At 61.5% G+C, this 25,908-nt stretch carries 19 protein-coding genes and 1 pseudogene; 8 read left to right on the forward strand and 12 right to left on the reverse strand.

Translation table 11 applies throughout. The features are described 5' to 3' along the window. Window positions 1-128: 128 nt before the first annotated feature. Complete coding sequence (locus LOM8899_RS05300) at window positions 129-1,133, reverse strand: Bug family tripartite tricarboxylate transporter substrate binding protein (protein WP_093991058.1); 1,005 nt, start codon at window positions 1,131-1,133, stop codon at window positions 129-131. A 161-nt stretch (window positions 1,134-1,294) separates the two neighbouring features. Between LOM8899_RS05300 and LOM8899_RS05305 the strand changes: the two genes are divergently transcribed. After that, the gene (locus LOM8899_RS05305; RefSeq protein WP_093991059.1) at window positions 1,295-1,978 is read left to right on the forward strand and encodes a TetR/AcrR family transcriptional regulator; all 684 of its coding nucleotides are present in this window, start codon (window positions 1,295-1,297) and stop codon (window positions 1,976-1,978) included. Window positions 1,979-2,046: 68 nt separating this feature from the next. Here LOM8899_RS05305 and phnE (LOM8899_RS05310) read toward each other — a convergent pair whose 3' ends face one another. The 4 genes from phnE (LOM8899_RS05310) to phnD all read right to left on the reverse strand — a co-directional run bounded on the left by phnE (LOM8899_RS05310) (window position 2,047) and on the right by phnD (window position 5,457). Next, window positions 2,047-2,844 carry a phosphonate ABC transporter, permease protein PhnE gene (gene phnE / locus LOM8899_RS05310; RefSeq protein ID WP_093991060.1) on the reverse strand — a complete coding sequence of 266 codons (798 nt, stop codon included), beginning with the start codon at window positions 2,842-2,844 and terminating at the stop codon, window positions 2,047-2,049. Then, the gene (gene phnE / locus LOM8899_RS05315; protein WP_093991061.1) at window positions 2,841-3,632 is read right to left on the reverse strand and encodes a phosphonate ABC transporter, permease protein PhnE; all 792 of its coding nucleotides are present in this window, start codon (window positions 3,630-3,632) and stop codon (window positions 2,841-2,843) included. The genes phnE (LOM8899_RS05310) and phnE (LOM8899_RS05315) overlap by 4 nt, the downstream gene beginning before the upstream one ends. After that, entirely contained in the window at window positions 3,629-4,402 is a 774-nt protein-coding gene (gene phnC / locus LOM8899_RS05320; protein ID WP_093991062.1) for a phosphonate ABC transporter ATP-binding protein, read from the reverse strand. Before phnC ends, phnE (LOM8899_RS05315) begins: the two co-directional genes overlap by 4 nt. 71 nt (window positions 4,403-4,473) lie before the next feature. After that, a complete protein-coding gene (gene phnD / locus LOM8899_RS05325) occupies window positions 4,474-5,457 on the reverse strand; it encodes a phosphate/phosphite/phosphonate ABC transporter substrate-binding protein (RefSeq protein WP_093991063.1) in 984 nt (327 codons plus the stop codon). A 274-nt stretch (window positions 5,458-5,731) separates the two neighbouring features. Here phnD and LOM8899_RS05330 point away from each other — a divergent pair, with 274 nt between their 5' ends. Next, window positions 5,732-6,445, forward strand: a complete 714-nt coding sequence (locus LOM8899_RS05330; protein WP_093991064.1) for a response regulator — start codon at window positions 5,732-5,734, stop codon at window positions 6,443-6,445. Next, on the forward strand, window positions 6,435-8,945 hold the full coding sequence (locus LOM8899_RS05335) for an ATP-binding protein (RefSeq protein WP_093991065.1): 2,511 nt from the start codon (window positions 6,435-6,437) through the stop codon (window positions 8,943-8,945). The genes LOM8899_RS05330 and LOM8899_RS05335 overlap by 11 nt, the downstream gene beginning before the upstream one ends. 63 nt (window positions 8,946-9,008) lie before the next feature. Here the strand turns inward: LOM8899_RS05335 and LOM8899_RS05340 are convergent, their stop codons facing one another. Then, on the reverse strand, window positions 9,009-9,722 hold the full coding sequence (locus LOM8899_RS05340; RefSeq protein ID WP_093991066.1) for a helix-turn-helix transcriptional regulator: 714 nt from the start codon (window positions 9,720-9,722) through the stop codon (window positions 9,009-9,011). A gap of 85 nt (window positions 9,723-9,807) precedes the next feature. Between LOM8899_RS05340 and LOM8899_RS05345 the strand changes: the two genes are divergently transcribed. Further along, window positions 9,808-10,752 (forward strand): alpha/beta fold hydrolase, encoded by a 945-nt coding sequence (locus LOM8899_RS05345; protein WP_093991067.1) that lies wholly within the window; start codon window positions 9,808-9,810, stop codon window positions 10,750-10,752. Between the two features lie 141 nt (window positions 10,753-10,893). Here LOM8899_RS05345 and LOM8899_RS05350 read toward each other — a convergent pair whose 3' ends face one another. Continuing rightward, window positions 10,894-12,363: a pyridoxal phosphate-dependent decarboxylase family protein gene (locus LOM8899_RS05350; RefSeq protein WP_245820436.1), complete on the reverse strand. Its 1,470-nt coding sequence runs from the start codon at window positions 12,361-12,363 to the stop codon at window positions 10,894-10,896. Window positions 12,364-12,862: 499 nt separating this feature from the next. Here LOM8899_RS05350 and bglX point away from each other — a divergent pair, with 499 nt between their 5' ends. The 4 genes and pseudogenes from bglX to LOM8899_RS05375 all read left to right on the forward strand — a co-directional run bounded on the left by bglX (window position 12,863) and on the right by LOM8899_RS05375 (window position 19,458). Continuing rightward, the gene (gene bglX / locus LOM8899_RS05355; RefSeq protein WP_093991068.1) at window positions 12,863-15,079 is read left to right on the forward strand and encodes a beta-glucosidase BglX; all 2,217 of its coding nucleotides are present in this window, start codon (window positions 12,863-12,865) and stop codon (window positions 15,077-15,079) included. A gap of 801 nt (window positions 15,080-15,880) precedes the next feature. Then, complete coding sequence (locus tag LOM8899_RS05360) at window positions 15,881-17,056, forward strand: tyrosine-type recombinase/integrase (protein WP_093991069.1); 1,176 nt, start codon at window positions 15,881-15,883, stop codon at window positions 17,054-17,056. Between the two features lie 74 nt (window positions 17,057-17,130). Beyond that, a pseudogene (locus LOM8899_RS05365) lies at window positions 17,131-17,528 on the forward strand (transposase); the annotation flags it as partial. Window positions 17,529-18,165: 637 nt separating this feature from the next. Further along, window positions 18,166-19,458 (forward strand): PQQ-dependent sugar dehydrogenase, encoded by a 1,293-nt coding sequence (locus tag LOM8899_RS05375; protein WP_093991438.1) that lies wholly within the window; start codon window positions 18,166-18,168, stop codon window positions 19,456-19,458. A 416-nt stretch (window positions 19,459-19,874) separates the two neighbouring features. On the opposite strand, the gene LOM8899_RS05380 is transcribed toward LOM8899_RS05375, so the two are convergent. The 5 genes from LOM8899_RS05380 to LOM8899_RS05400 all read right to left on the reverse strand — a co-directional run bounded on the left by LOM8899_RS05380 (window position 19,875) and on the right by LOM8899_RS05400 (window position 25,788). Further along, window positions 19,875-20,927: an ABC transporter substrate-binding protein gene (locus LOM8899_RS05380; RefSeq protein WP_093991071.1), complete on the reverse strand. Its 1,053-nt coding sequence runs from the start codon at window positions 20,925-20,927 to the stop codon at window positions 19,875-19,877. Window positions 20,928-20,977: 50 nt separating this feature from the next. Continuing rightward, window positions 20,978-22,219 (reverse strand): DUF1501 domain-containing protein, encoded by a 1,242-nt coding sequence (locus LOM8899_RS05385; RefSeq protein ID WP_093991072.1) that lies wholly within the window; start codon window positions 22,217-22,219, stop codon window positions 20,978-20,980. A gap of 20 nt (window positions 22,220-22,239) precedes the next feature. After that, complete coding sequence (locus LOM8899_RS05390) at window positions 22,240-23,961, reverse strand: DUF1800 domain-containing protein (RefSeq protein ID WP_093991073.1); 1,722 nt, start codon at window positions 23,959-23,961, stop codon at window positions 22,240-22,242. A 113-nt stretch (window positions 23,962-24,074) separates the two neighbouring features. Continuing rightward, window positions 24,075-24,914, reverse strand: coding sequence for an ABC transporter ATP-binding protein (locus LOM8899_RS05395; protein ID WP_245820437.1), 840 nt, complete (start codon window positions 24,912-24,914; stop codon window positions 24,075-24,077). A gap of 1 nt (window position 24,915) precedes the next feature. Next, window positions 24,916-25,788: an ABC transporter permease gene (locus LOM8899_RS05400; RefSeq protein WP_093991074.1), complete on the reverse strand. Its 873-nt coding sequence runs from the start codon at window positions 25,786-25,788 to the stop codon at window positions 24,916-24,918. Window positions 25,789-25,908 lie beyond the last annotated feature (120 nt).

A 25,908-nucleotide genomic window follows, 5' to 3' on the forward strand; every position in this document is an offset into this window, starting at 1 on the left:
TGTGCCTCCTCCCTCATGTGATATCCCGGCTCCCCACCCGGGAAAGAAAAAGGCGCCACCCTGCGATGGGCTGGGTGGCGCCTTTGGTCGGGCGGCCTGGCTGGGCCACCCGTTCGATACGGCTTGGTCTATTCGCCCGGGCGCGCGATGCCGAACTCTTCCGGCGACGCCTGCGTCAGACCGGCGTCATCCAGAAGCCATGCTGTGCCCTGCTGCCACTTGGTCAGAAACTCGGTGGCCTCGTCACCGCTGATGTTCATCATGGTAAAGCCGCGACCGTCCATCAGGGAAACGAACTCCTCGTTTTCGGCCGCTGTCGCATAGGCCGCGGTCAGTGCCTCGACCACGTCGTCCGGCGTGCCGTTCTTGACGAAAACGCCAAAGAAGGGGCCCCAGGGCAAGTAGGTCGCATAGTTTGCGTTGGCATCGGTTGCGATCTGCACATCGGGCAAGGTGGCGTTGGGCTCGGTATCGAACACCAGTAGCGGCTTCATGTTGCCGGCACGAACGCCTTCGATCGCCGCGCCCAGAACTGCGGGCATCACGTCGATGGCACCGCCCTGAAGGGCAGTCAGAGCGGGGCCGTCGCCGTCATAGGGAACCGCGATCACGTCGAGCTCGCCCTCGACGGTGTTCATCATCGCGGTGATGACCGACGGCAGGCCACCGGGACCGGTGGCGCCCATCTTCAGCTCGCCCGGGTTCTCGGCGATATAGGCCAGCATCCCAGCATAATCGTCGAACGGCGCGTCGACATTGGCCACCAGCAGGGGCGTGCCGCGGGCCAGCAGGTTGATCGGTGTAAAGGCGGAATAGTCCTCGTCGCCCAGACCCATGATCTTGTAGAGCATGGGGTTCTCGGCGCCCATCAACAGGGTATAGCCATCGGCCTCGGCATCGACGACGTAGTTCAGAGCGATCGCACCCACGGCACCGGTCATGTTCTGCATGACGACAGTGCCGCCAAGCGCGTCTTCGGCATGAGGGGTGACCGACCGCATCACGGTGTCGGTCGAGCCGCCGGCACCCCATTGGATGATGCCTTGAATCTCCTTCGCCGGATAATCTTGCGCGGTGGCAACGGTCGCACTCAGGCCAAGCGCTACGACGGCGCCCATAAGTTTCCGAGACATCTCTGTCCTCCCTAGGTGTTTTTCAGCCAACGATTCGCTCCTCGCCTCGTCGGTCGCCTCTGTTTATGTACCCACGGGTTAATTTGTCAAATAAAATGTACCCGTGGGTTAAAGTTATGCTATCCCAAGGTCAGAATCGTGAATTATCGAAGGCAGTTACCATGAATGGCAGCGCGGACAGCCCGGCCAACAGTCGCAAGACCTCGTGGAAAAAAGACCCCGAGGCCGTCAAAGAAAACATTCTGGCCATTGCCACCGAGGAATTCGCCGCCCACGGGCTGTCCGGCGCGAACATCAACGAAATCGCGCGCAAGACCTCCACGTCAAAGCGGATGATCTACTACTACTTCGGCGACAAGGAGGGGCTCTACTGCGCTGTCCTCGAAGGCGTCTACAGCGCGTTGCGGCGCAGCGAGGATCTGCTCGACGTGGCCGGGCTGGAACCGGTGCAGGCCCTGCGGCGGCTCGTGGAATCGACGTTCGACACCCACGCCAACGCACCGCACTTCATCCGGCTCGTGATGATCGAGAACATCCACAACGGCGACTACCTGCGGAAATCCGACATCGTGCCGAAACTGAACCGCTCGATCATCGACAAGCTCGAGGAAGTCTGCGCCCGGGGCAAGGCGATGGGTCTGTTTCGCGACGGCGCGGACGCGCTTCAGCTGCACTGGCTGATCAGCTCGTTCAGCTTCTACAACGTGTCGAACAAGGCCACCTTTTCGGCATCGTTCGGCACGTCGATCTACTCCAAGTCACAGCAATCGATCCTCAAGGCACGGACGACCGACATGATTCTGGCGGCCGTCGTGATCGGATATGAACCAAAGTCCTGGAACTGACGCGGCCCCCGATCCGTCATGGGTCTGATGAAGATCCGTTCAAACGTTGCGGGCGACAGGTGCGGCGGTCAAAGCAGCTTCTTGCGCAGGGTAGAGGATATGACCTCGCCGCTGATGACGAGGGCGAGGATCGTGATCAGGACCATCGAAACCTCCTGCCACTGAAACGTGTCGATCGCGCCCTGCAGGATGATCCCGATCCCCCCCGCACCAACGAGGCCGAGGACGGTGGATTCGCGCAGGTTGATGTCCCAACGCAGGATGCTGACGGCAAAGAACGCGGGCATGACCTGCGGGACGATGCCATAGATCACCGTCTTGAACCGAGAGGCACCGCAGGCCTCCAGCGCCTCGATGGGGGCGTGGTCGATCTCCTCGATCGCCTCGCCCAGAAGCTTGCCCAGAAATCCGATGGACCGAAACATGATCGCGATGATGCCCGCGATGATACCCGGGCCAAAGATCGCCACGAACAACAGCGCCCAGATGATCGTGTTGACCGACCGGGACGACACCAGAATGAAGCGGCCGATCCACAGGCAGGCCCTGTTCGGCGTCGTGTTCTGGGCCGAGATATAGGCCACCGGCAGCGACAGCAGGATGGCGAGCATCGTGGCGATGGTGGCGATGTTGATCGTCTGCCACGTCGCCTCGAGGATCGACGGCAGGTTGGTCGGATCGGGCGGCACCATCCGGGCAAAGAGATCCGCCAGCTGGATCGGCGCGTCCCAGACCCATTCCCAGATCACGTCGATGCTGCTCAGCGCCCAGACCACTACGACCGTGGCGGCCAGCATCACGAGATAGCGCCGCAGCCGCTCCGCAGGGGTGAATCGCGCCCAATCTTGTGCCCTGTCGGTGGTCATGTCATCCGCTTTCTGATCACGCCGCTGACGGCTTCGGATATCAGGATCGCGCCGACGATCACCATGGTGATGGCAAGCGCAAAGTCATAGTCGTAGCGGCCAAAGGCATTGGCGAGCGTCGCCCCGATGCCGCCCGCGCCGACGATGCCGACCACCGCAGACGCGCGCAGATTGCTGTCGAGCTGGTAGATGCCGAGGCCGACGAGACGGGGCATGATCTGCGGCAGGATGGCGTAGACCATGGTGCTCAGAAACGGCGCTCCGGCAGAGCGTATCGCCTCGACCTGACCGAAATCGATCTCTTCGATCCGTTCGGCCAGCAGCTTGGCGACAAAGCCGATGGAATAGATCGTCAGGGTCAGCGCACCGGCCAGCGGGCCAAATCCCACGGCCTTTACAAAAATGATCGCCACGATCACCGGATGGAAACTGCGCGCGAGGATAAAGATCCCGCGTCCAAGGAAATAGACCGGCTTGGGGGAGACGTTCCGCGCCGCCATGAAGGCCAGCGGCACCGACAGGATCATCCCGAGGGTGGTGGCGAGGATGGCGATCTTCAGGCTTTCCATAAAGCCCGAGATCATCAGGCCGGAGCGGTCGAAACTTGGCGGGAAAGCACCGCTGAAGATGCGCCCCGCACGCGCAAAGCCTTCGGACGTACGCTCCCAATCGATGGGCAGTGTGGCGATGGTGCCGATGACATAGGCCGCGACCGACAGAATGAATAGCCAGCGCAGGGCGGGCGACTGGATGAATGGCGGCTTGCGCCAGGTCGTCGGGGTGCTCATGCAACCGCCCCGATTTCCTGCCGGTCCTCGGACGGGGTGCCAGCATAGATTTCGTCCATCTGCGCGGCGTCCAGCGCGGCGGGCTTGTCGTCAAAGATGATGCGGCCATAGCGCATGCCGACGATGCGGTCGCTGAACTCCTTCGCTTCGGTCACGTTGTGGATGTTGATGATGACCGGCAGGTTCAGCTCGCGGGCAAGGTCGCGCAGCAGGGTCATGATCTGCTCCGACGTCTTGGGATCCAGCGAAGCGGTCGGCTCGTCCGCAAGCAGGATTTCGGGCCGCTGCATCAGGGCGCGGACCACGCCGACGCGCTGGCGTTCGCCGCCGGAAAGCTCGTCTGCACGCTTGTCGGCATATTGCGCAATGCCGACACGTTCCATCAGCTCGAACGCACGTTCGATGTCGGCAGCGGGATAGCGGCGGGTGATCGCCGCCCATGTCGAGATATAGCCGAGGCGACCGGACTGGACGTTCTCCATCACGCTCAGACGGTCCACCAGATTGAAGCCCTGAAACACCATGCCGATGCGGCGGCGGGCGCGGCGCAGATCCTTGGCGGCCAGCTTGGTGATGTCCGTGCCGTTGAGGGTGATCGACCCCTCGGTCGGCTCGACAAGACGGTTCACGCAGCGCAGCAGGGTGCTCTTGCCCGCGCCAGACGAACCGATGATCGACATCAGCTGTTCTCCCTGAACCAACAGGTTCAGATCCTTCAGGACAGGCGCACCTTTGCCGTATCGCTTCACGAGATTCTTGATTTCGAGCATGGAGCCTCTCAGGGGGTATTCGGGCCGCCCCGATCAAAGGATCGGGACGGCGATGTCGTTGCGGTTCGGGATCAGTTCGCCGCGAGACCCTGCGGCGTGTACTCGACACCGTTCGAGGCCTGGATTTCGCGGATGACGGCCCACTGGTCCTTGTAGGTGATCGGGATGAACCGGCTCACGCCTTCGAACTCGTCACCAAGGGCGGTGCCTTCGAATTCGAACGAAAAGAACGCCTGCCGGATCGTTTCGGCGAGCTCCGGATCCAGATCGTGCGCGAGTGTGAACGAGGTCGTCGGGAACGGATCGCTTTCCCAGATCTTGCGCACGTCGGCAGGGTCGTAGAGGCCGCGCTCGGCCATGCGGTCGACCACTTCCGACGCAACCGGTGCCGCGTCGTAGTCGCCCGCGACCACGCCCAGCATGGATTGGTCGTGCGAGCCGGAATAGATCACCTCGTAATCCTCGTCGGGAACGACGCCGAGGCCCGGAAACAGGGCGCGTGGCGCCTGGTTGCCGGAGTTCGACGTGGGCGAGGTATGCGCCACGCGCCGGCCCGCCAGATCGGATACCTGCTGGATGTCGCTGTCGGCCTGGGTAAAGACCTGCAGGCGATAGCCGAATTGGCCGTCGTCCGCACCCATGATGGCAAAGGGCACCGCACCGGCAAGGTTGACGGCAAACGGCGTCGGACCGGTCGAGAACCCGGCGATGTGCAAACGGCCCGACCGCATCGCTTCGACCTCGGCGGAGTTGGATTGCACCGCGAAGAACTGGACATCCTTGCCGGTCTCGGCCTCGAGGTGGGCGATGAACGGCGCCCAGATGTCGGCGTAAACGGCCGGATCCTCGACGGGGGTATAGGCAAATACCAATGTGTTGGGATCGTTCAGCTCTGCCGGATCGGTCGGAGTATCGGCGACCATATCGCCGTTCGCATCGCAATAAAGCACATCCAGCGCACCGCGCTCGGGACAATCCTGTGCGGCGGCGGCTGTCGCGCTTGCCAATACCACAAGGCTCGCAGCCCAGGCTGCGTTGGTCAGTCTTATCGTCATGTCAGTCAGTCTCCCTAGTTGTATCGCAACTCGCGGCGGGATCCTCCAACCCGGTGCCACGGCGATCTGGCTGAGCCTACGGCCCTTCTTCGACCCATGGCGAGGCTACCATTGTTAACAGTCGGTTACAGGGAGGGGGTCTTGTGTTAACAGTGTTACGGTCCGGCACGATATCGCAGGGTCAGACCTATACCGCGCACCCGCTTTGCGCCAGATTGTCAGTCTCGGCGGTGGATCAGGGAGGGATTGCACAGTGCCTGAGACGCGGGACCAGATGAATGCGTCGCCCATAGTCGCCATTGTCGATGATGACCATGAGGTTCGGGTCACGCTGTGCGAATTGCTGGAGCGCAGCGGCTTCACACCTGTGGCCTGCGAGGGCAGCGCCGATTTCCTGGCGCTGGGCGATCCGCCCCGTGTCGATCTCGCGATCATCGATCTGCGGCTGCGCGCGGAATCCGGACTCGACCTCGCGGTGCAGATCCGCGCCCGCTACGAATTGCCCATCGTCATGCTGACCGGCGTCGGCGACGAGATCGACCAGATCATCGGGCTCGAAACAGGCGCCGACGACTATCTGATGAAGCCGTTCAACCCCCGCGAACTGGTGGCGCGGATCCGGTCGGTGCTGCGGCGCTATGGGCACGGGGTCAACCGCAAGCCCTCGGCGCCCGAGCACACGATCGCCTTCGGCGCCAAGCGGATCGACCTCAAGAGCCGGGCCCTTCTGGATGCGGCGGGGGACGAGATCCCGCTGACCAACGGCGAATACCGGCTGCTGGAATATCTGGCCCGCAATCCCGAGCGGGTGATCTCGCGGCCCGAACTGCTGTCCGAACTCGGCTCGGACATGGAGCGCTACGTCGATCGCACCATCGACGTTCTGATCCTGCGGCTGCGGCGCAAGATCGAGGACACGCCGTCCAAACCGGTCCACCTGCAAACCCGGCGGGCGCAGGGGTATTACTTTCAGCTGAATGCCGATTGACCTCATGCCGACACGGTTCCGCGATCTAAGCGTCAAGGCGCGTCTGTTCAGCGCAATCGTGACGCTATGCGTGGTGACGCTGGTGATCTCGGGCGTCAGCCTGCTGATGCTGCGCAACGCCGAGAACTGGCTGGACAGGATCCACCAAGAGACACTCGCAGAAGTCTCGCAAGCACTCGAACTGTCCCGGAATGCCGCCGATCTCGCGACGGCGGCCCCGTTTCTGCTGACCGTGCAGATGCCGTTTCAACGGCAAGCGGACGCGGCCGAGATCCTGCGGACGATCGACCGGATGGACGATCTGTCCTCTGGCCGGGACGAATTGGACCTGCCCCTGTCGCGAATCCGGGTGGCCATCGACAGACTGCTGGGTCTCTCGTCTCCGCAAGGCGAGCTGGATGCTCAGATCGCACAGGGCGACGCCGATCTGACCCGGCTGTTGGACAGGTATGCACAACGGGCCGACCGCGAGCGGGCCAACCTCGATGACCGGCTGTCCTGGGCGGCGCTCAACAGGTTGGCGAACGAGGCGCGCAACATGACCCGCGCGCAGGGGATCCTCGAAGTGGGAGAGCTGAACCGTCGCTACAACAAGAGCCGTGCGGCGATGCCTCGGACAGAGATCGTGGCACAGGGGCTGCTGGAGATCGAAGCCGTGCTGACCCGGCAGCCCGAAGACCTGTTCCAGCTCAAGTATCGGTCGCTGACCGCAGCACTCGACGCCGAGAATGCGCTGTTCCGGATCAAGCAGTTGTCGGGCGACATCAGCGACTACGCGACCCGGCGCGTTCAGGACGCGCAGGATCGGTTGAGCCTCGCACAGATGCAAACCTCGCGGGATCTGGGCATCGCGCAGACCGGCGTCGCCGTCCTTGGCCTGTTCAGCCTGTGCATCGCGGTGATGTCGGCGCTCTTCGTGTCGCGCTACGTGACGCGGAACCTGCGGCGGATCGCCGACGGGATGCACCGGCTGGCCTCGGGCGACCATACGGCCACGCTCTCCGATCAGGGAATGTCGCACGACGAGATCGGGCAGCTGTTCCACGCTTTCGGCGTCTTTCGGGCCAATGCGCGCAAACTGGTCCGGCGCACCGCGCAGATCAAACGTCAGAACGCTATGTTCGCCAGTGTCTTCAGCAATATCAAGGACGGCGCCGCGATCCTGTCCTCCACCGGCGTGATCGAGGCCGAGAATGACAAGGTGCGTGCGCTGCTGCATCTTTCGCCCGGCGCCGGCAGCGGCCCCCAGACGATGCAGGATCTCTTCGCTGCGTCGTCCTTTGTCCTGCAAAGCAGCGAGGACGAACGCGGCGGGTTCGAGGAATATACCAATCCCGCAGGCGAAGTCATCGAGGTGCGCAAATCCGACCTGCCGGACGGGCGGGCGGTCTGGCTGTTGTCCGAGGCGACCGAGCGCAAGCTCATCGACGACCGGCTCGAAGAGATCCGGCGCGTCGAGACCCTGGGCAAGGTCACGGGCGAGGTCGCCCATGATTTCGGCAACATCCTGTCGACCATCTCGGGCAACCTGCACCTGCTCGATCCGATCGACCCGGCCACGGCGCCCATTCATCTCGGCCGCATCCGAACCGCGGTCGATCTGGGCGTGTCGCTGACGGAAAGGCTCGTGGCCTTTGCGCGCAAGCAACAACTCGATTCCGAACGGGTCGAAATCGGATCGCTGATCGAAGGGATGATGGACCTGCTGGATATCGCCCTGCCCCAGTCCGTGACACTCCACCTCGACCTCGGCGAGACCCCGCAATACGCCATCCTCGATCCCGGACAGTTGGAAAGCGCGCTTCTCAACGTCTGCATGAATGCGGGACAGGCGATCACCGGCTCCGGCAACATCTGGATCACGCTGGGGGCCGAGAACGATCAGGTCGTCCTGTCAGTCAGGGACGACGGGGCGGGGATGGACGAGAAGACCCGCCGCCGCGCATCCGATCCGTTCTTCACCGCCCGACCGGACGGCGAGGGCACCGGGCTGGGATTGTCGATGGTCTACGGATTCGTCACCCAATCCGGCGGGACGATGGTGATCCGCTCGGTCCTCGGCCGGGGCACGGAAATCACCATTCGGTTCCCCGCATCCCGGCAGGTGCCCGACAAGGAGGTCGGGCAAAGGCTGGCAGGCCGGGCGCTCGTGGTCGACGACGACCCCGCCTCGGCAAAGCACCTGCGGGGCTTGCTCAGCGCCATGGGCTACGCGGCAGACTGTGCCACCAGCTTCTCTCAGGCCCGGGACATCGTCGACCAGACGCCCGACTTCGCGCTGATCGTCTCGGACCTCAATCTGGATCACGGCCAGTCGGGGCTGCATCTGATCCAGACGGTCCTGCGCCGGGACGCATCCGCGCGCGCGGTGCTGATGTCCTCCAGACTGCCCGACGAAGCCATGCTGACAGAGCCCTACAAAGATCGGATCGCGATGCTGGAAAAGCCTGTCACAAGCGCTGTTCTGTTCGAGAAAGCCTCCGGTCTGGGGCGAACATGAGACCGGGCCGAAATGGTCGGCAGGCTCCGCATCGCGCGATAGCGCGGCGGGCATGAGCGCCCGCTATGCGTATCGCACCGGCTGCACCCCTGCGGCAAAGACGACACGGCGCTTTCGAAAGGCCGGACCCTCGACGATCTCCGGGCTGGTGATCCGATCCATTCGGAAATGCCGAACGTCTTCTCGGGTCGGGTCCCACGCGACCAGATACCAAAGCGGCGGCAGGATCAGCATGGCCTGCGGTTCCACACGGCGGGTCGACCTCGCGCCCCCCGCGTCGCTGTAGTCGAACGTCAGATGCAGACAGTCCAGAAACGCACGCTCAAAAGCCGGGAGCAGCTCGCTGTCGATCGGTCCGACGCCCGAGACATCGACCTGCGGGGCCAGCGGCCCGACATAGAGGCTGTCGAGCAATCGACGCAGGTCGCGGAGCTTGTCAGACGGCAAGGACTTTTCGATCTTCGACAGCCCGCTATCGGCAAGGCCGGCGAACGGAAGCGATCCCGCGGCCCGCATGCTCGCAATGCCAAGTATCAGCGCGAAGACTTCGGGCACCGACAATCTGGCCGTCGTCTGGACGGACCCCGGATCGAGATAGAGCCCGCCACCCCGGCCCTGATCGGCATGGATCACATAGCCCTCGTCACGCAGCGCGGACAGGTCGCGCAGGATGGTGCTGCGCGACGCACCGACCTCGGCTCCGAGGGCGTCGATTGTGGTCGGACCGCCGCGGCGGAGGCTTCGGACGATGGCGTCCTGTCTGGATCGGCTCTTCATTCTTCGTCCCTAGCACATAAAGGTGTCAGGTTTTGATACCTTTTGCGGCTAGGCCCGTTTGAACCAATCAAACAGGAGATACCACATGCCCACGATCGCCAATTTTCCCGCCCCGACGCTCGTCACGCTCGGTGACATCGAACTGGAGGTTTTCGAAGCAGGCGAGGAGAACAGAGGCAACCCCATCGTGCTGTGCCACGGATGGCCCGAACACGCCTATTCATGGCGGCACCAAATGCCCGCGCTCGCAAAGGCAGGTTTCCACGTCATCGTCCCCAACCAGCGGGGCTATGGCAATTCCTCGCGCCCCGAGGACGTGGCGGAATACGACATCGCCCATCTGACGGGGGATCTCGCCGCGCTCCTGGATCACTTCGGCTATGACGATGCGGTGTTCGTCGGGCATGACTGGGGCGCCAACGTCGTGTGGAACATGGCGCTGCTGCACCCAGACAGGGTGCGGAAGATCGTCAACCTCGCGCTGCCCTATCAGGTCCGAACGCCCATGCCCTGGATCGACTTCATGGCGGCGGTGTTTGGCGACGACAACTATTTCGTCCACTTCAACCGGCAGCCCGGCGTCGCGGATGCGGTCCTGAAACGGCACACCGGCCAGTTTCTGCAAAACCTGTTTCGCAAGAACCTGCCGCCGGAACCGCCGGAACCGGGCATGATGATGATCAACCTCGCCCAATCCTCGACGCCGCTGGGCGATCCGGTGATGAGCGACGACGAACTCGCCGTCTTCACGGCGTCGTTCGACGCGACCGGGTTCACCGGCAGTATCAACTGGTATCGAAACATGGACCGGAATTGGCATCTTCTGGCAAACGTCGATCCGGTCATTCGGCACCCCGCACTGATGATCTACGGCACTCAGGACATGATCCCTCCGTCCGAAAACCTCGCGGAATTCGTGCCCAACGTCGAGGTGCTCAGCCTTGAGTGCGGGCATTGGATTCAGCAGGAAAAGCCGCAGGAGACAACACAGGCGATCCTGAAATGGCTCGCCGTGGCGCAGGCCGCATAGGCCCGTCGACAGCGGCTCTCGGAGCACCGCGAAGGGCAAGCGACATCTGGCACCCGCCGCGATGTCGCGGCCAGCGTCAAGACGCGGCGCCTCCCTTCGGGATCGAGGGGGGCGCCAACGGCCTATCGGCCGCTCCCTGCATCAGGCGGGTTGCAGCAAATCGGCCCCGATCCGAAGGACTTCGGCCACCAGCAGATCCAGATCCTCGCTCCGGGTCCGGTGATTGCAGATCGCCACGCGCAGGCAATGACGGCCGCGCAACGTCGTATCGCTGATAACCGCGATCCCGGTCTCCTGCAGACGCAGCATGATTTCCGTGTTGTGGGCGCGCAATCCGGCTTCGTCCAAACCGTCCGGTTCATGGCGAAAGCAGACCACCGCCGCGACTGTCGGCGCCATCAGCGCCAGCTGCGGCTCCTTTTCGACAAGCGACGTGAGGTGACGCGCCTGAGCGACGGTCTGGTCCAGCATCCGGCCGAATGTCTCGACGCCGAATTGGCGCAGCATCATCCAGACCTTCAGCGCCCGAAATCCGCGCGAGGTTTCGGGACCGTAGTCGTGCAGGAATTCCGCGGCCGCCAGACCACGGGTCGCGACCTGCAGATACTCGGCATCCTCCGCAAAGGTGGCACGGTGAATCCTGCGGTCGCGGACCAGCGCACAGCCCACGTCGAACGGAGCCTGCAAACCCTTGTGCAGATCAAGCGCCAGCGAATCCGCGCGATCGATCCCGGCCACCAGATGCCGGCTTTCCGGTGCGATGGCGAACATCGCGCCGATACAGCCATCGACATGCAGCCAAAGGCCTTCCTCGCCGCACAGATCGGCGATCTCGGGGACAGGGTCGATGGAGCTGGTGTTGGTCGTCCCCGCCGTCGCAATCACACAGGCCGGGCGCAGGCCCGCCTCCCGGTCGGCCTGAATGGCCTTGCGGAGCGCGTCCATATCCATCTGAAACGCGTCATCCGTTGGCACACGAACCAGCGCCTTGGCCCCGAGGCCCAGCAGGTTCATCGCCTTCATGTGGCAATTATGGACCTGATCCGATGCGTAGAACCGAAGCGGTGCCGCAATGTCGGCCACGCTCTGCTGGTGCAGATCGACACCGGCCATCGCGTTTCGGGCGGCTGTCAGGCCCACGATATTCGCCATGGACCCGGCGTTGACCAATATGCCGCTTGCCCCTTCGGGAAAGCCCATCATTTGCCGCAGCCAATCCGTGACCTGCAGATCGACTTGGGCTGCGCCGGTATCTCCGCCGCCCAGGTTGGTGCCGTCGACCCCCGCCAGAAAGTCCGCCAAGGCGCCGGTCAAGCAGCCCGCGCCCATGTACCAGCCCCAGAAACGCGGATGAATATTGCCCATCGCATAGGGGTAGAGAGTCCCCGTCACGTCCGCATAGACGGCGTCCAGGGGCGTGCCTTTCGCCGGTGGCGGCCCCTCGAACCCTTGCCGCGTCGCGGCGGGCATCGGTTGCCAGACCGGGCCGTCGCGCAATCCTTGCAGCCGGGCGATGGCATCGTCGACCATCCCGTGAGCAAGCCTGCGCATCTCGTCCCAATTGTCGGGATCAAGCGAGATTTCCGATGCATCTTCACGAATCCGAGCCATTCTCAGCCCTCCATGTCAGTGGGTCATCCCGTCTCAATCGCGCCTTGCATCACGCGGCTCCATCCGGGTTTGGCGAGATGTGCCAGAGCCCTTCAAGGCTCCACCATCCTTGACCCACGAGTCAATGCCGGGCGGTTTCGGCGCCATCCGCCGGCAAAACGCCACACCAGAAAGGGCCAGTCGGCGCGGATCAAGGTCCACCCAAACGTGTCGCCGGCATGGTCGGGAGCCAGCCGAGACGATGCCCAACCTCCCGGCAGCAGTGCGCGGATGGTTCACCGATGCGGCTGGATCGTGGCGATATTCGTCGTGTAGAAGTGTCGGACAGGGCAAACCCGCCCCCGCATCGAAACCGACGCGCCCGGCCAAATGCGCACCGTGCAGACCTACCGGCCGTCGTGTCGCCGCGACGGCAACCCGCCATCCGCAAACGGGTGAACTTGCCACCGCGGGCACGGCGGAGCATCAAGGTTCACCACGCAATATTGGAAAGAAACAGATGACCAGCCAGCCACAGGACGCCGACACCATCAAAGAGCGGGTTTCGTCCCTGCTGTCGCAGATGACGGTCGAAGAGAAAGCCGGACAACTGACGCAATACTTCACCTTTCCCGGTGTGCAGGAACAGCTGGATGTCGTCGAAGCCGAGCTGCGGGCCGGTCGGGCCGGATCGCTACTCTTTGTGGCCGAGGCAGATGAGATTGACCGGCTGCAACGGATCGCGGTCGAGGAATCGCGGTTGGGGATTCCGGTGCTCTTCGGCTACGATGTCATCCACGGTTTCCGCACCGCCATGCCGGTGCCGCTGGCGCTTGCCGCCAGCTGGGATCCGCAACTGGCCGAGGATTGTCAGGCCGTCGCCGCGAAAGAAGCGCGGTCCATCGGGCTGCACTGGGCCTTCGCGCCGATGGTCGACATCGCCCGCGACCCGCGCTGGGGCCGGATGATCGAGGGCGCCGGCGAAGACCCCTACCTGGGATCGGCAATGGCCGCCGCGCAGGTCCGCGGCTTCCAAGGGCCGCGCATCGGAACGCCGGATCGGGTCATCGCCGGGCCGAAGCATTTCGCAGGCTATGGCGGATCTCTCGGCGGGCGCGACTATGACGAGGCCGATCTGTCCGACAGTGAGCTGTGGAACATTCACCTGCCGCCCTTCAAGGCCGCCATCGAGGCGGGGGCAGGCAATATCATGAGCGCCTACATGGGCCTCAACGGCGTGCCGGCATCGGGAAACCACTGGCTGCTGACCGAAGTGCTGCGCGACGCATGGGGCTTTGAGGGGTTCGTCGTGACGGATGCCGGAGCTGCCGCCGACCTCGAAACCCACCACTTCGCCGCCGACCTCAAGGATGCCGCCGTGCGGGCGCTCAACGCCGGGATCGACATGGAAATGGCGCCGCCTTTCGACGACAGGTCCGCGTTCAAGACGCTGCCCGAGGCGCTGAAGGCCGGGCGGATCACCATGGACCGGCTCGACCTTTCGGTCAGTCGCATTCTGGAACAGAAGTTCCGCATGGGGCTGTTTGAAAGCCCCTATGTCGACCGCGCACGATCCGTGCAGGTTCTGGCCATGCCCGAGCACCGGGAGGTGGCGCGTCGGGCCGCGGAACGATCCGCCGTTCTGCTGCGCAACACCGGCGACCTGCTGCCGCTGAGCCGCGATCAGGGGTCGATCGCGGTGATCGGACCGTTCGCCGATGCCGCCAGAGACACCTCCGGTCCGTGGATCTTCAAACAGGACGACGGCGAAACCGTCACCGTGCTGGAGGGCATTCGCAAGGCCGTAGGCAATGCGACGCGGGTGGATCATTCGGTGGGGGTTTCGGTCCCGAAACGGCTGCATCCGTCGATCTTTGAAAACCCGTTCACGCCCGCGACACCGGAAATCACGGTCGACGACGATGCCGAGATCGCGCAGGCGGTCAAACTGGCCACCGATGCGGAGGTCGCCGTTCTGGTCCTGGGCGAAGGGCAGATCATGATCGGCGAGCACGCGTCGCGCTCGACCCTCGACCTGCCGGGTCGCCAGCAGGAACTGCTCGAAGCCGTGGTGGCCACCGGCACACCGACGGTGCTCCTGATCATGACCGGCCGTCCGCTGGACCTGAAAGGTGTCGAGCCAGAGGCGCAAATGATGGTCTGGTATCCTGGTACGCGCGGCGGAGACGCCATCGCACGGCTGCTCTTTGGCGAGGCGGTGCCGGGCGGCAAGCTGCCCTACAACTGGCCGCGCAACATCGGCCAGATCCCCCTGCCCTACGCGCATCTTCGATCCTTCAAACCGGAAGAGACGACCATGCGCTATTGGAACGAGGGCAATGCGCCGCTGTTCCCGTTCGGCTTCGGTCTGAGCTACACCTCGTTCGACTACGACAATCTGAGGCTCTCGGCCGAACAGATCGCCGTCGGTGAGGCGATCGAGGTGACGGTCGATGTCACCAACAAGGGTGACGTGACGGCGGACGAGGTCGTCCAGCTCTACATCCACCAACGGTTCGGAACATCGGCCCGCCCGGTGCGCGAGTTGAAAGGCTTCCGACGGGTCAATATCGAGGCACACCAGACTCAGGAGGTGACGTTCACGCTCGGGCCGGACGAATTGCGGTATTGGAGCACCGCGACGCGGGACTGGGTGCAGGATGCGACGGTCTTCGATGTTTTCGTCGGAGGGTCGTCCACGGCGGCTTTGTCGACGCGGTTCGAGGTCACCGCCTAGCGATCCCGCCGAAAGCGGACAAGCGCGGCAGCCGTCGATGGGCAACTGCCGGTCCGACAACCCTCAAGGCAACAGCCCCCGCCCTTCGCCGAGGGAGGGGGCAACCCAACACGGTGCATCAGGGCGATCAAGAAGAGCCACACTCATGGCAGGAGGCCCGATGCCAAAGGCGAGCCCCGATTCGTGGAAAGCCTGTTCAGTCTGGCCGCATGATAGAGCAACGGGGCAGGATCAATGTCCGCACCGGAAAACCGACGCAACTGAACAAAGCTATGCATCGTCTCTTCGAGATTGCCCTACGGATCAAACGCTTCGCAGTTCCGATCGATGAGCGAGTTCGCGTGTCACTGGATTGAATGAATATCGCCAACGACGTGCTCAACCAAACGCGCACTGTTAGGAAAAGGGCGCGTCAGCTCCAGATCACATCAAGACGCTATGACCACCACCGCGATTGAAAATGCAACTCCAGGTGCCGCGGGCTCAGCTTTGGGAACTGTCATCCCCATATGTGCCCAAAAACTCACAGCGAACGGACTTCACTCTTATACTTCAAGCCAGAAGTTTCAGTTATAAGGGTAAAGTGGTGAGCCCGTCGGGGTTCGAACCCGAGACCTACTGATTAAAAGTCTTACGGTCTATTACTCCTCTTGTTTCGATGAGGCTCGTAGAAACACTGCAAGCCACTACAATATAACAAGATATCCTAGAATTAGTCTTACTTTCTTTATCTTCCCTACTTCCCTTTTCGACGACAAAAGCTTACCAATTGCTTACCCACTCAAGACACGAAGCATAGTCATGCCAAAGCAGCGTCTATCCAAATCCATCGTCGACCAACTCGAAGCACTCGACACAGAAACAGTCTACTGGGACGCCGCCCTCCCTGGTTTTGGCGTTCGGATTAAGCCCAGCGGGTCCAAATCCTACGTAGTCCAGTATCGTGTTAGAAGCTCTGGACGCTCGCGCAGAAAAACAATCGGACAACATGGGCCGCTTATGTCGTTTGCGCAGGCGAGATCAATTGCGACAGGTTTACTTTCAGACGTAGTGCGAGGCGGCGACCCGGTCGCGGAGGCGAGAGCAATTCGTGTCGCGCCAACGGTGCAAGACCTTTGCAACCAATATCTCGAAGCTCACGCCATACCGAAGAAGCGACCCAAAAGTGTTGCCAACGATCGTTCGATGATCGACCGCCTCATTCTGCCAGAAATGGCAGCGCATAAGGTTTCAGAAGTCGGCCACAAGGACATTCAGTCTTTCCACAACTCACTCAAAGCGACGCCCTACCAAGCCAACCGGGCACTATCCTTGCTTTCAAAGATGTTCGAGCTGGCAATCAAATGGGGAATGCGATCCGACAACCCCGCCAAGGGCATCGGCAAGTTCCAAGAAGAAAAACGCCACCGTTGGCTGTCGCAAGACGAGTTAAACCGACTGGGACAAGCTCTGGATCGGCATCCAAACCAGACAGCGGCGAACGCAATCCGACTACAACTTCTCACAGGTGCCCGCATTGGCGAGGTCCTGACTGCAAAATGGAGTGACTTCGATCTAGATCGCGGCGTCTGGATCAAGCCATCTCATCATACCAAACAGAAACGTACCGAACATTTGCCGTTGTCGTCGGCAGCAGTGACGCTCCTGAGTGGCGTTATGTCCAATCGTGCAGGTTCGGATTTCGTTTTCCCGGGCAGGTCTGGCGACAAGCCGATGATCGACCTCAAGAAGTTCTGGAGATCAGTTCTTTCGGTTGCCGAGATAAGCGACTACCGGATCCACGACAATCGTCACACCTACGCATCGCAGCTCGTATCGAACGGGGCAAGCTTGGCTATTGTCGGCCGCCTTCTCGGGCACACAAATCCAATGACAACCCAAAGGTACGCTCACATTGCGGATGACCCGCTCCGCGCTGCGACCGAGGTCATGGTCGGAAAAATGAAGCTTACGGTGTCAGTTAATAAAGGTACGTGATTGTTGTGTAAGGTCAGGATGCATCGATTTCAGTCGCCCTGCGTGTTTCAAGGCTCGAAAAACGTAGCGGTGAGATTAGCGACCTTTACTCGCTGACAGACGAGCAGATGGCCAAGCTTTCCCCGTTCTTCCCGAAGCCGCATGGCAAGCCGCGAGTTGATGTCAAGCGCGTGTCTATTGGGATTATCTTCATCAATCGCAATGGGTTGCGCTGGAGCGATGCTCCTGCCCCTTACGTCCTGCACAAGATGCTCTACGGCCGGTGGAAATGTCGAAGCGAGAAGGCATTTTCAAGCGGATAATGGCCTGGTTGACTGCGAAATACGGCCAGCGGAAGACCTTGATGATCGACGCGACGTACCTGAACGCACATCGAACGGCGACCAGCATGGCCGCCAGGAATGGGGGGTACGGTCGCGTGATCGGTCGCACCAAGGGCGGCATAAACACCTATCTACACGCCGCCTGCGAGAGGTGAGCCATGATGCGCCATTGGTTCGAGCACATTGGCGAATGACGATCGATCGACCTGTTTGTCACCGCCGGACAAGTGCGATGCTAGTCCTGATCCGCGATCTCGCCTCCAGAGGGGATCTTAAGTCCTCCTCCGTGCTGCAGGTTGTCGGATTGACCCCGGCTGTGGCCCGGCTTGCAGCCACTGTGGGGCCAGGTCATTCAGTCATCAGGCTTTGTACCGACAATTTGCGTATCAACGAAGCCACCGCTCGCTCGACGTCAAGGACCGTCTGCAGAAAGGTGGAGATCGGCAAGCAGAGCGAGTCGTCAGGGATCGTGGTGCTGCCGGGATAAGGGTTGCCGTACAGCAAGGCTCCGGGTTCCAACGACGCTCCTTTGCCTTGGTTGAAGCGCGGGACACTTTCAGCTTTTCGCATCGGATACCGCGCGATGCATCACCGTCGTAAAAGAGCTCAAAGTTGGTATTCGCCGCAGACCGCTACAAGTGCCGCTATTGCCCGATAAGCCATTTCTGCCGATCGTTTCAAGTACGTCCTGAGCCAGATCGGTTCGAGGTCTCTTGCGCAAGTTAAGCAGCTACCACTCCCTTGAGGCGTCAGTCAAGCTCTTCGTGCCGAATGGAGGACGCAAACATGGATTTTATCGCCAAGGCAACCGCATTGGTGGGCGGCACGGTCGCTTATGTGCGACGCAGGGGATCTCCCTCGTTTCAAGCCTTCGGCCCCGAGCCCGATATTCCCGAGGCCCGCAAACAAGGGATCATGACCTTGAAGATGCCCGTCGCCGAGGGCTGGAAAGATGGTCGCGTGCCCATATGCGCGCCCGGCCTTGCAGTGAACGCCTTTGCCACGGGCCTAGACCACCCACGCTGGATCGAGGTCCTGCCCAACGGTGACGTCCTGGTGGCTGAATCCAAAGAGCAGGCTGGTCCGCCAAAGACCCTGATGGATCACGCGGCACAAGCGACGATGCGGCGAGTCAAAGCAATTGGTGAAAGCGCGAACCGGGTTACCCTCTGGCGGGATGCAGACGGGGACGGCATGGCGGAAATCCGTGAGGTTTTCGTGGAGAATCAGAACCAGCCGTTCGGAATGGCGTTGGTTGGGAACCGTTTCTATCTCGGCAATACCGATGGCATCAAGGTGTTCGACTACACACCGGGCGACACCGCGCTGTCGGGCAGCGGTCAGACGCTGGTAGAGTTCAAGCCGCATGGCCACTGGACGCGGAGCCTCATCGTCTCATCCGACGGCACAAAGATTTATGCTGGTGTGGGATCCCTCTCGAACATCGGTGATCAGGGCCTTGAGGCCGAAGAGGGCCGTGCAGCGATCTGGGAGTTGGATCTGGCCTCCGGAAAGGCGCGCATTTTTGCTTCGGGCCTGCGCAATGCCGTCGGCATGGCTTGGGAGCCGGTCACGGGCAAGCTCTGGACCGTCGTCAACGAGCGTGATGGGCTGGGCGACGAAACGCCGCCTGATTATCTCACCTCGGTCGAGGAAGGAGGCTTCTACGGTTGGCCCTTTTGCTATTGGGGAAAGACATTGGACGATCGCGTCCCGCAAGACCCGGCCATGGTCGCCAAAGCGATCACGCCTGATTTTGCCCTCGGCGGCCACACAGCGTCGCTTGGTCTGTGCTGGATGCCGGAAGGTACACTGCCCGGTTTCGGATCCGGTATGGTGATTGGCCAGCATGGATCATGGAATCGCTCAAAGCTGAGCGGCTACAAGTTGATCTTCGTGCCGTTCGCCAACGGAGCACCGAGCGGCCCGGCGCAGGACATCCTCACAGGGTTTCTGTCCGAGGACGAGAAACTGGCCTATGGGCGGCCCGTTGGCGTGACGCTGGGGCCAGATGGAAAATCCCTCCTTATGGCGGATGACGTCGGCGATATAATCTGGCGCGTGTCTGGCGCGGCTTGAGGGCCGCCAGATGCGCGGAATGATGGCGCGAGTGTCGATTTCCGAAGAAGAAGGTCCTCGCGCCAGCGGACTATCTTGCCAAAGCCGGCGCCGAGTTGAATCCTGATCTCAAGTAGGCCGCCAACGGCCCGTCCTATGGGCTTTGCCGCAGCATTGGATAATTGCCTTGAACGGTCAGATTGGGCAGTGCACGACACGTGCCCAATATCGTCGAGCTCTACTCCTACCTGACCGCCGAAAGCCCTGTTCGAGCCCGGCGACGACTCGTTCCGTCTGGCAAGTTCTTCGCCAAACAATAGCTACTTGGCTACGCGCTGGTTGGAGAAGGTCGCTCGCCGCGCACCCGGAGCTTCGTTCTTGAACCGGCTCGCACCTTGTTTCGAATCGCCCGCTGTCTGAAGTGAACCGCGGCAAGATCAGTTTCGGCTGTCCAGTCCGGTCGTCTGGACGACACCCATCGCTTCCAGCGCGGAATCAGTGAAACTGTAGTCCACGATGTCACCGAGTTCGATCGCCGGGACATCGTTGAAATCGGGATTCGTATAGATGAAATCCACCGAGGCCTGCAGGGTATCGGCACGCATACAGCCATTGACGCACCAGAGTGTGGCATTGAACTCCGCAGTGCGTTCGATGCTGTCGCGCTCCAGGTCGGGGCGCGCAGCCGCCGCGGCCTCGACCCAGTGCTCAGGATTGGCAGCGAAATCGCGTGAGGCATCGATGATCGCATTGGTGAAGCGTTGAAGAGCCTCTTGCTTTTCTTCGATGGTGTCCTCGCGCGCGACCAGGAATTTCGGTTGGGCCGGCGCACGCGACGCAAAAACGTCGGCGGGCACCAAGATATGCAGGCCGGGCGTGTCCTCGACCGCAGCAAAAGTTCCGAATGAAACAGTCGTCGCATCCACCCGGCCGACCGCAAGCGCCTGAACACGGACGGACGGCGGGCCAATGGCGACATAGCTCGGTGCGTTGTCGTCGATGCCGAAGCTGCGTAACGCTGCCTGTGTCAGCGCATGGTCAAGGCCGCCGATGTCGGAGATCGCGAAGCTACGGCCGGTGAGTTCCTCGAGCGAGGTGATGTCCGATCGCGATGCGATCAGGAAGGGAATACCCGATCCAACAGAAAGGAAGCCGCGAACTGGTAGGTCGTTGCCCGCCGTGAGGCGGATTGCAGCATCGATGCTGATATGAGCAACGTCTACATCACCCGATTGAAGCGCAGCAGCTGCCAAAGGTGAGCCGTCTAGACCCACGAAGGTCACTTTGACCTGGTGCTTGTCGTAGTATCCGAAGTCCTCGGCCAGCTGAAACACTGAGGACGTAGTCGGATTGAATACGTTGTCGTCCGTGGCAAGTGTCACGATGAGTTCGGGGTATTCCTGCGCCAAGGCAGCGCCGGTCCCGGTCAATGCGACCAGTGCGGCAGCCGCGAGAGCCGATCTTAGCAATGATGTGGTCGATTCGAACATGACGGTTACCTCTAGTAAGGGCCCTCTGTCGCTAGGGCGGGAAAGTGGAATCACGCGGACCTTCGGAAGACGGGCAACGGCTCGAAGTCCTTGCTGAGTATCGTCCCGACAGCGTCATGCCCCATCCAGCCGCGGATGAGCGTGGCATAGACGCGGCGGAAGTCGGTTGTGTACTTGAGGTTCCCTTCATCGAGGTCGGTCAGACTCGGAACGCCGCCATAGTGACCGCCGTGTATTGGTTTGCCGATAATGAAAGCGGGGCCTGCTGTACCATGGTCGGTGCCTAGACTGGTATTCTCGGCCACCCTCCGGCCAAACTCGGAGAACGCCATCAACAACACGTCGTCGCCCCGCCCGAGCCTGTCCATGTCGCGCAGAAAGGCGGCAATGTGATCTGACGTGTATGACCACAGACGCGTATGCAGGTTGCCCTGATGGACATGGGTATCGAACGCGTTGTTTCGGTAGGGGACGTAGTAGACGTTGGTCGGGAAGTCGGCCGCAATCAGCGCGGCGACCCGTTCGAGTCCCCAGTTCACCAGACCGTAGTCGACAGGTGTTTCGTAGCTATCCCAAGCCTCGCGGACCAATCGTTCCGAACGGCTGGCGCTGGCCGCGATATCGAGCAGATAGTCCAGTGGAGGGTTTTGATCCACTCCGCTTTTGGCGTCGCCGGCTGCGATTGCTTTCGCCTCGGCATGGAACATGCGGCGGCTGAATTTCTCGGGATCGTCGAAGACCAGTGGCACATGGTGCATCGCCTTGACTGCAATCGACTGGTGGTCGTCGATGTTGACGAGAAAGTTCTGCCTGTGCCCTGCGGGATCGATGGCGTCCGCCATGCGTCCCAGCCACCCATAGACTTCGCCGCTATTCGGCGCGCCGGTCTGCCAATAGGCCATCGACGAAAAATGTGAGAACGATGGTTGGTCGTAGCCGACGCCGTGGACGATGGCCATCTGCCCGTCCTTGTAGAGCCGCTCGAAGCCCGTCATCGAGTTTTGGAAGGCAAAGTGGTCGTCGATGCGGATGGCCTTGTCTTCGCGGATGCCCAGATTTGGCCGCGACCGGTAGTAGGCGTCATCGGCAAAGGGAATGACGGTGTTCAGCCCATCATTTCCGCCGGACAATTCGACGATGACCAGGATACGGTCACTAGGGTCCTGCTTGGTCAGTTTCGACCAGACGGGCGAGCTGGCGATGCCTCCGGCACCTTCGAGAACGATGCTGTCATAGCCCGACTTGATAAGGGTGTCCCTTTCGTCGGCGGTCAGCTTGGATCGTTTGGCCATTTCACTGTTCCCTGGACACTTCAGGCTAATTGATACTGTGGCGTGCACATGATCGCGTGGGCCACCAACCGCAGACCGTATTCGGTATAACCCTGGGCCCTCTCCAGTTCGGACGTGCCGAGCTCTTCGGTCAGCATCTCGATCAGTGCATTGCGCGAAGACGCGGTCAGAGGCACGCACAGAAGACGTCCGCCAAGAAGGTCGACCGCGTCTTCGGTCGTGCGGGCGCCCTCGGCAGAGAGTGTCTTGGTCAGATCGAACTGGGCTGCTGCTCTTGGGATCGGCTTCAACTTGCGCATGGCCTCCTGCCAGCCCATGAGATTGCCGAACCGGGTATTGAAGCTCTCCTGTATGCCAGCGGTCGCACTGGGAGCCGCACCCTCTTCGAGCGTTGCGGCTGTGATTTCCATGCCCGCATTTATGTTGTCATTGGTTCGGCGGACGATGTCGCCCGGTTCGTAATTCGGGTCGACGAACGAGATCATGTCGGGGAACATCACCTCGCGGGCAAAGTTTCCGCGCTCGAACAGAAGGCCCGGGGTAATCCAGGCTCGGCCTTCACTCCATCCTGCGACGGTCGGCGGATAGAGCAGTATCTGACCCAAAGTCTTGCCGGTCGTAAACGGATCGGGGATCCCCGGCAGTGCGTCGAGGCCGAGCTTACGATATGTCGATAAAATGAGTTCGGTCGGCGACATGATATGCGTGGCGATGGACGCGTCGCTGTAGAAGTCCTCCGACAGGAACAGCGTCTTCAGAAACGGAGCCAGCTGGTAGTCGCCGTCGCGCAACAGGCTGCCCAGCTCGATGGCGAAACCCTCGGGAATGTCATCGCGCACGAAGAAGCGATAGAGCTTGGTGGCGATATAATTGGCCGTTTGCTCCTGATCGAGGATCATGGCGAGGATATCGTCCCCGTCAAAAGCCCCTCTCTCGCCGAAGAAGGTCTTATCGCCCGTGTCGTGTTTGGCTTCGTCGAAGCGAAATTCCAGATCGTCGTTGCTCCAGCCGGTGAAGGCGCGGGCGGCTTCGCGGATGTCATCCTCGGTGTAGTTGCCGACCCCCAAGGTAAAGAGTTCCATGACCTCGCGACCGAAATTCTCGTTTGGGGAGCCTTTCACGTTGTGCGTCGCATCGAGGAAAACGAGCATCGCCGGGTCTTTGGCGATCGCGGTCAAGAGATCGCGGAAGCTTCCCAGCGCGCCTGCCCGAAGCGTGTCGATCTGGAGCTTGATCTTGCGGTAATCGCGCACCTTTTCCTCTCCGGTCGCGAAATGGCCATGCCAGAAGAGCGTCATCTTTTCTTCAAGCGGATGGCCACTTCGGAGCATCCGCTCAAGCCACCAGAATGCGACGCGCCGGGTCTCGAGCATGCTTGCGCGGCGCCAGTAAAAGAAGCGATTGGTGGCAGGCTGCAACGGGCGCGGCCCGGTGGGCTTGTTCTTCACACCCATGACCTCGCCAGTTTCGGCGGCCTCGTCGGTTGTGGCCGGGCGCGAAGGGGGGAAATCGGCAAGGTTGGGTTCCCAGAAGCCGGAGTCTTCAAAATCCAGCAAGGTTGGTCCATCGGCCCGTCCGCTGATGAAAAGATCGACCGCGTCGCTTGGAGACATGGCTGCAAGTTCTGCGATCTCGGCTGGTGTCCCTCCGAAACCGGCACGGCTCAGAAGATGTTCGGCTCGTTTGATGTTCCAATGTGACGCGCTGATCGGCGCGAGGCTACCCTCGGCTAGTGGTGTCATGCCGGCCTCCCTCCAATGCGCCGTGGTCTGCCGCGCGGATCGATATCGGGATGGTAGGCAAGGCGCCGGTTTCGGACAATTCCCCGGCGACCTATCAGATCGATAAGCAAATCCTATCGGGTCGGATCGTCTGTCGGCGCGGGGCGTCCGAAGGCACCGGCCAGTTCCTCGAGAGCGGTTCCCTCGCGACCCATCGCCTGGATTCTGTCCCACAAAGAGCGGCGGAGTTCGGCAAAGACAGGGAGGCCGCGAGGATCCGTCTGAGAACGTGGCCCAGGCAGATCGACCGGGATGATGGCATCTATGCGGCCCGGTCTCGGGCGCAGAACCACGATCCTCTGGGAAAGGATGATCGCCTCATCGATGTCATGTGTCACGAAGACAACGGCCATGTGCCGCCGCTCCCAAAGCCGCAACAGTTCGATGCGAAGCGTTTCTCGTGTCATCGCGTCCAGCGCCGCGAAGGGCTCGTCCATCAGGAGCACATCGGGCTCGACGGCCAGCGCGCGAGCGAGGCCCACGCGCTGCTGCATCCCGCCCGAGAGTTCATGGGGATGGGCGTCGGCGAAATCCCGAAGCCCGACGACACCCAGCAAGGCCAGCGCACGGGATCTGCTGTCCAAGCGAGAATGGCCTCGAATACGCAGGACGAATTCGATATTGCTGACCACCGTCCGCCATGGCAGGAGCCGGGCGGATTGGAAGACGATCGCCATGTTCTGCGTGGGTTCGGGCGGGCGGCCATTGACCAAGACCTCGCCGCCATCGGGCTTGATAAGTCCGTTGATGAGCCGCAGCAATGTTGTTTTTCCGCAGCCAGACGGGCCGACCACGCTGACGAATTCGCCCGGCCGGACGTCGAAGGACAAGTCGTCCAGCGCGTGAACTCTGCCGTCCTTGAACGACTTGCTCACGCCTTTCAGCAATATTGGCGGATGCACAACTTCCGCCACCTCAGTCTCCACCGCGCATCTCAACCCGCCAGCGACCGAACTTCCGCTCGGCCAGCCTCAACGCAATGGTGATAAGCGAGCCCAGCGCCATCATCACAATCACCACTGCGAAATAGCGGTCCATCTGGAACCGGTTGCCGGCCTTTATCATGAGCCCACCAAGACCAGACTGGGCCATAGTGAGCTCGGCGATCACCGTTCCCACGATACAGATCGCCGCTCCGATGCGCAGCCCGGAAAGAATCGAGGGTAGTGCGTCAGGAACCATCACCTGCCAGAACAGCCTCCGCCGGGGAGCCCCGAACGACTCCGCCATCTCGACCAGATCCCTGTTGGCATTGGCGATTCCGGCCGTAGTGTTGATCAAGATCGGAAAGACCGCAGCCAACCAGACCAGCATGACCTTCGCCTCTGTATAGAGGCCGAACCAGACGATGATCAGCGGTATGAAGGCTGCGCTCGGGGTCGCGTTCACCGCGTTCACATAGGGGTCCAGCACACGGCCGATAAACGGAAAACCACCCAGCAGAATGCCGATCAGAATGCCTGACGTTGCGGCCAGCACGAAGCCGAGACCCAAAACCGCAAACGACTCGCCAAGTGCACGCGGGATTGTCCCGTCGGACCACATCTCGACGCTTTGCCAGAACACCGCCTCGGGACTCGGCATGACCAGATTGCCCGACGTAGTGTTCAGCAGTTTCATGCCGGCGATCAGAATGAGGAGAATGAACAACTGCCAGAACACGATGACACGGCGCGTTTGGGATTTCTTTGCCTCTGCCACTTGGGAGGCGGACTTTGCCGTGCGGTCACCGCCAGACGCTCTTCGAGCATCTTGAGCCTGCGCATCCTCTGCCTCCCGATCCGCCATGTCACCCTTCTATCTGGATGGCGCTTCTATTCTTCGCAATTCCAACTAGCCCGTTTGTATTTACACGTATCTGTCTATCGCGAATACAATACGTTGTATTGCATCGGATGCTTGCCGACG

The sequence above is a fragment of the Flavimaricola marinus genome, assembly GCF_900184895.1.
Lineage (GTDB): Bacteria > Pseudomonadota > Alphaproteobacteria > Rhodobacterales > Rhodobacteraceae > Flavimaricola > Flavimaricola marinus.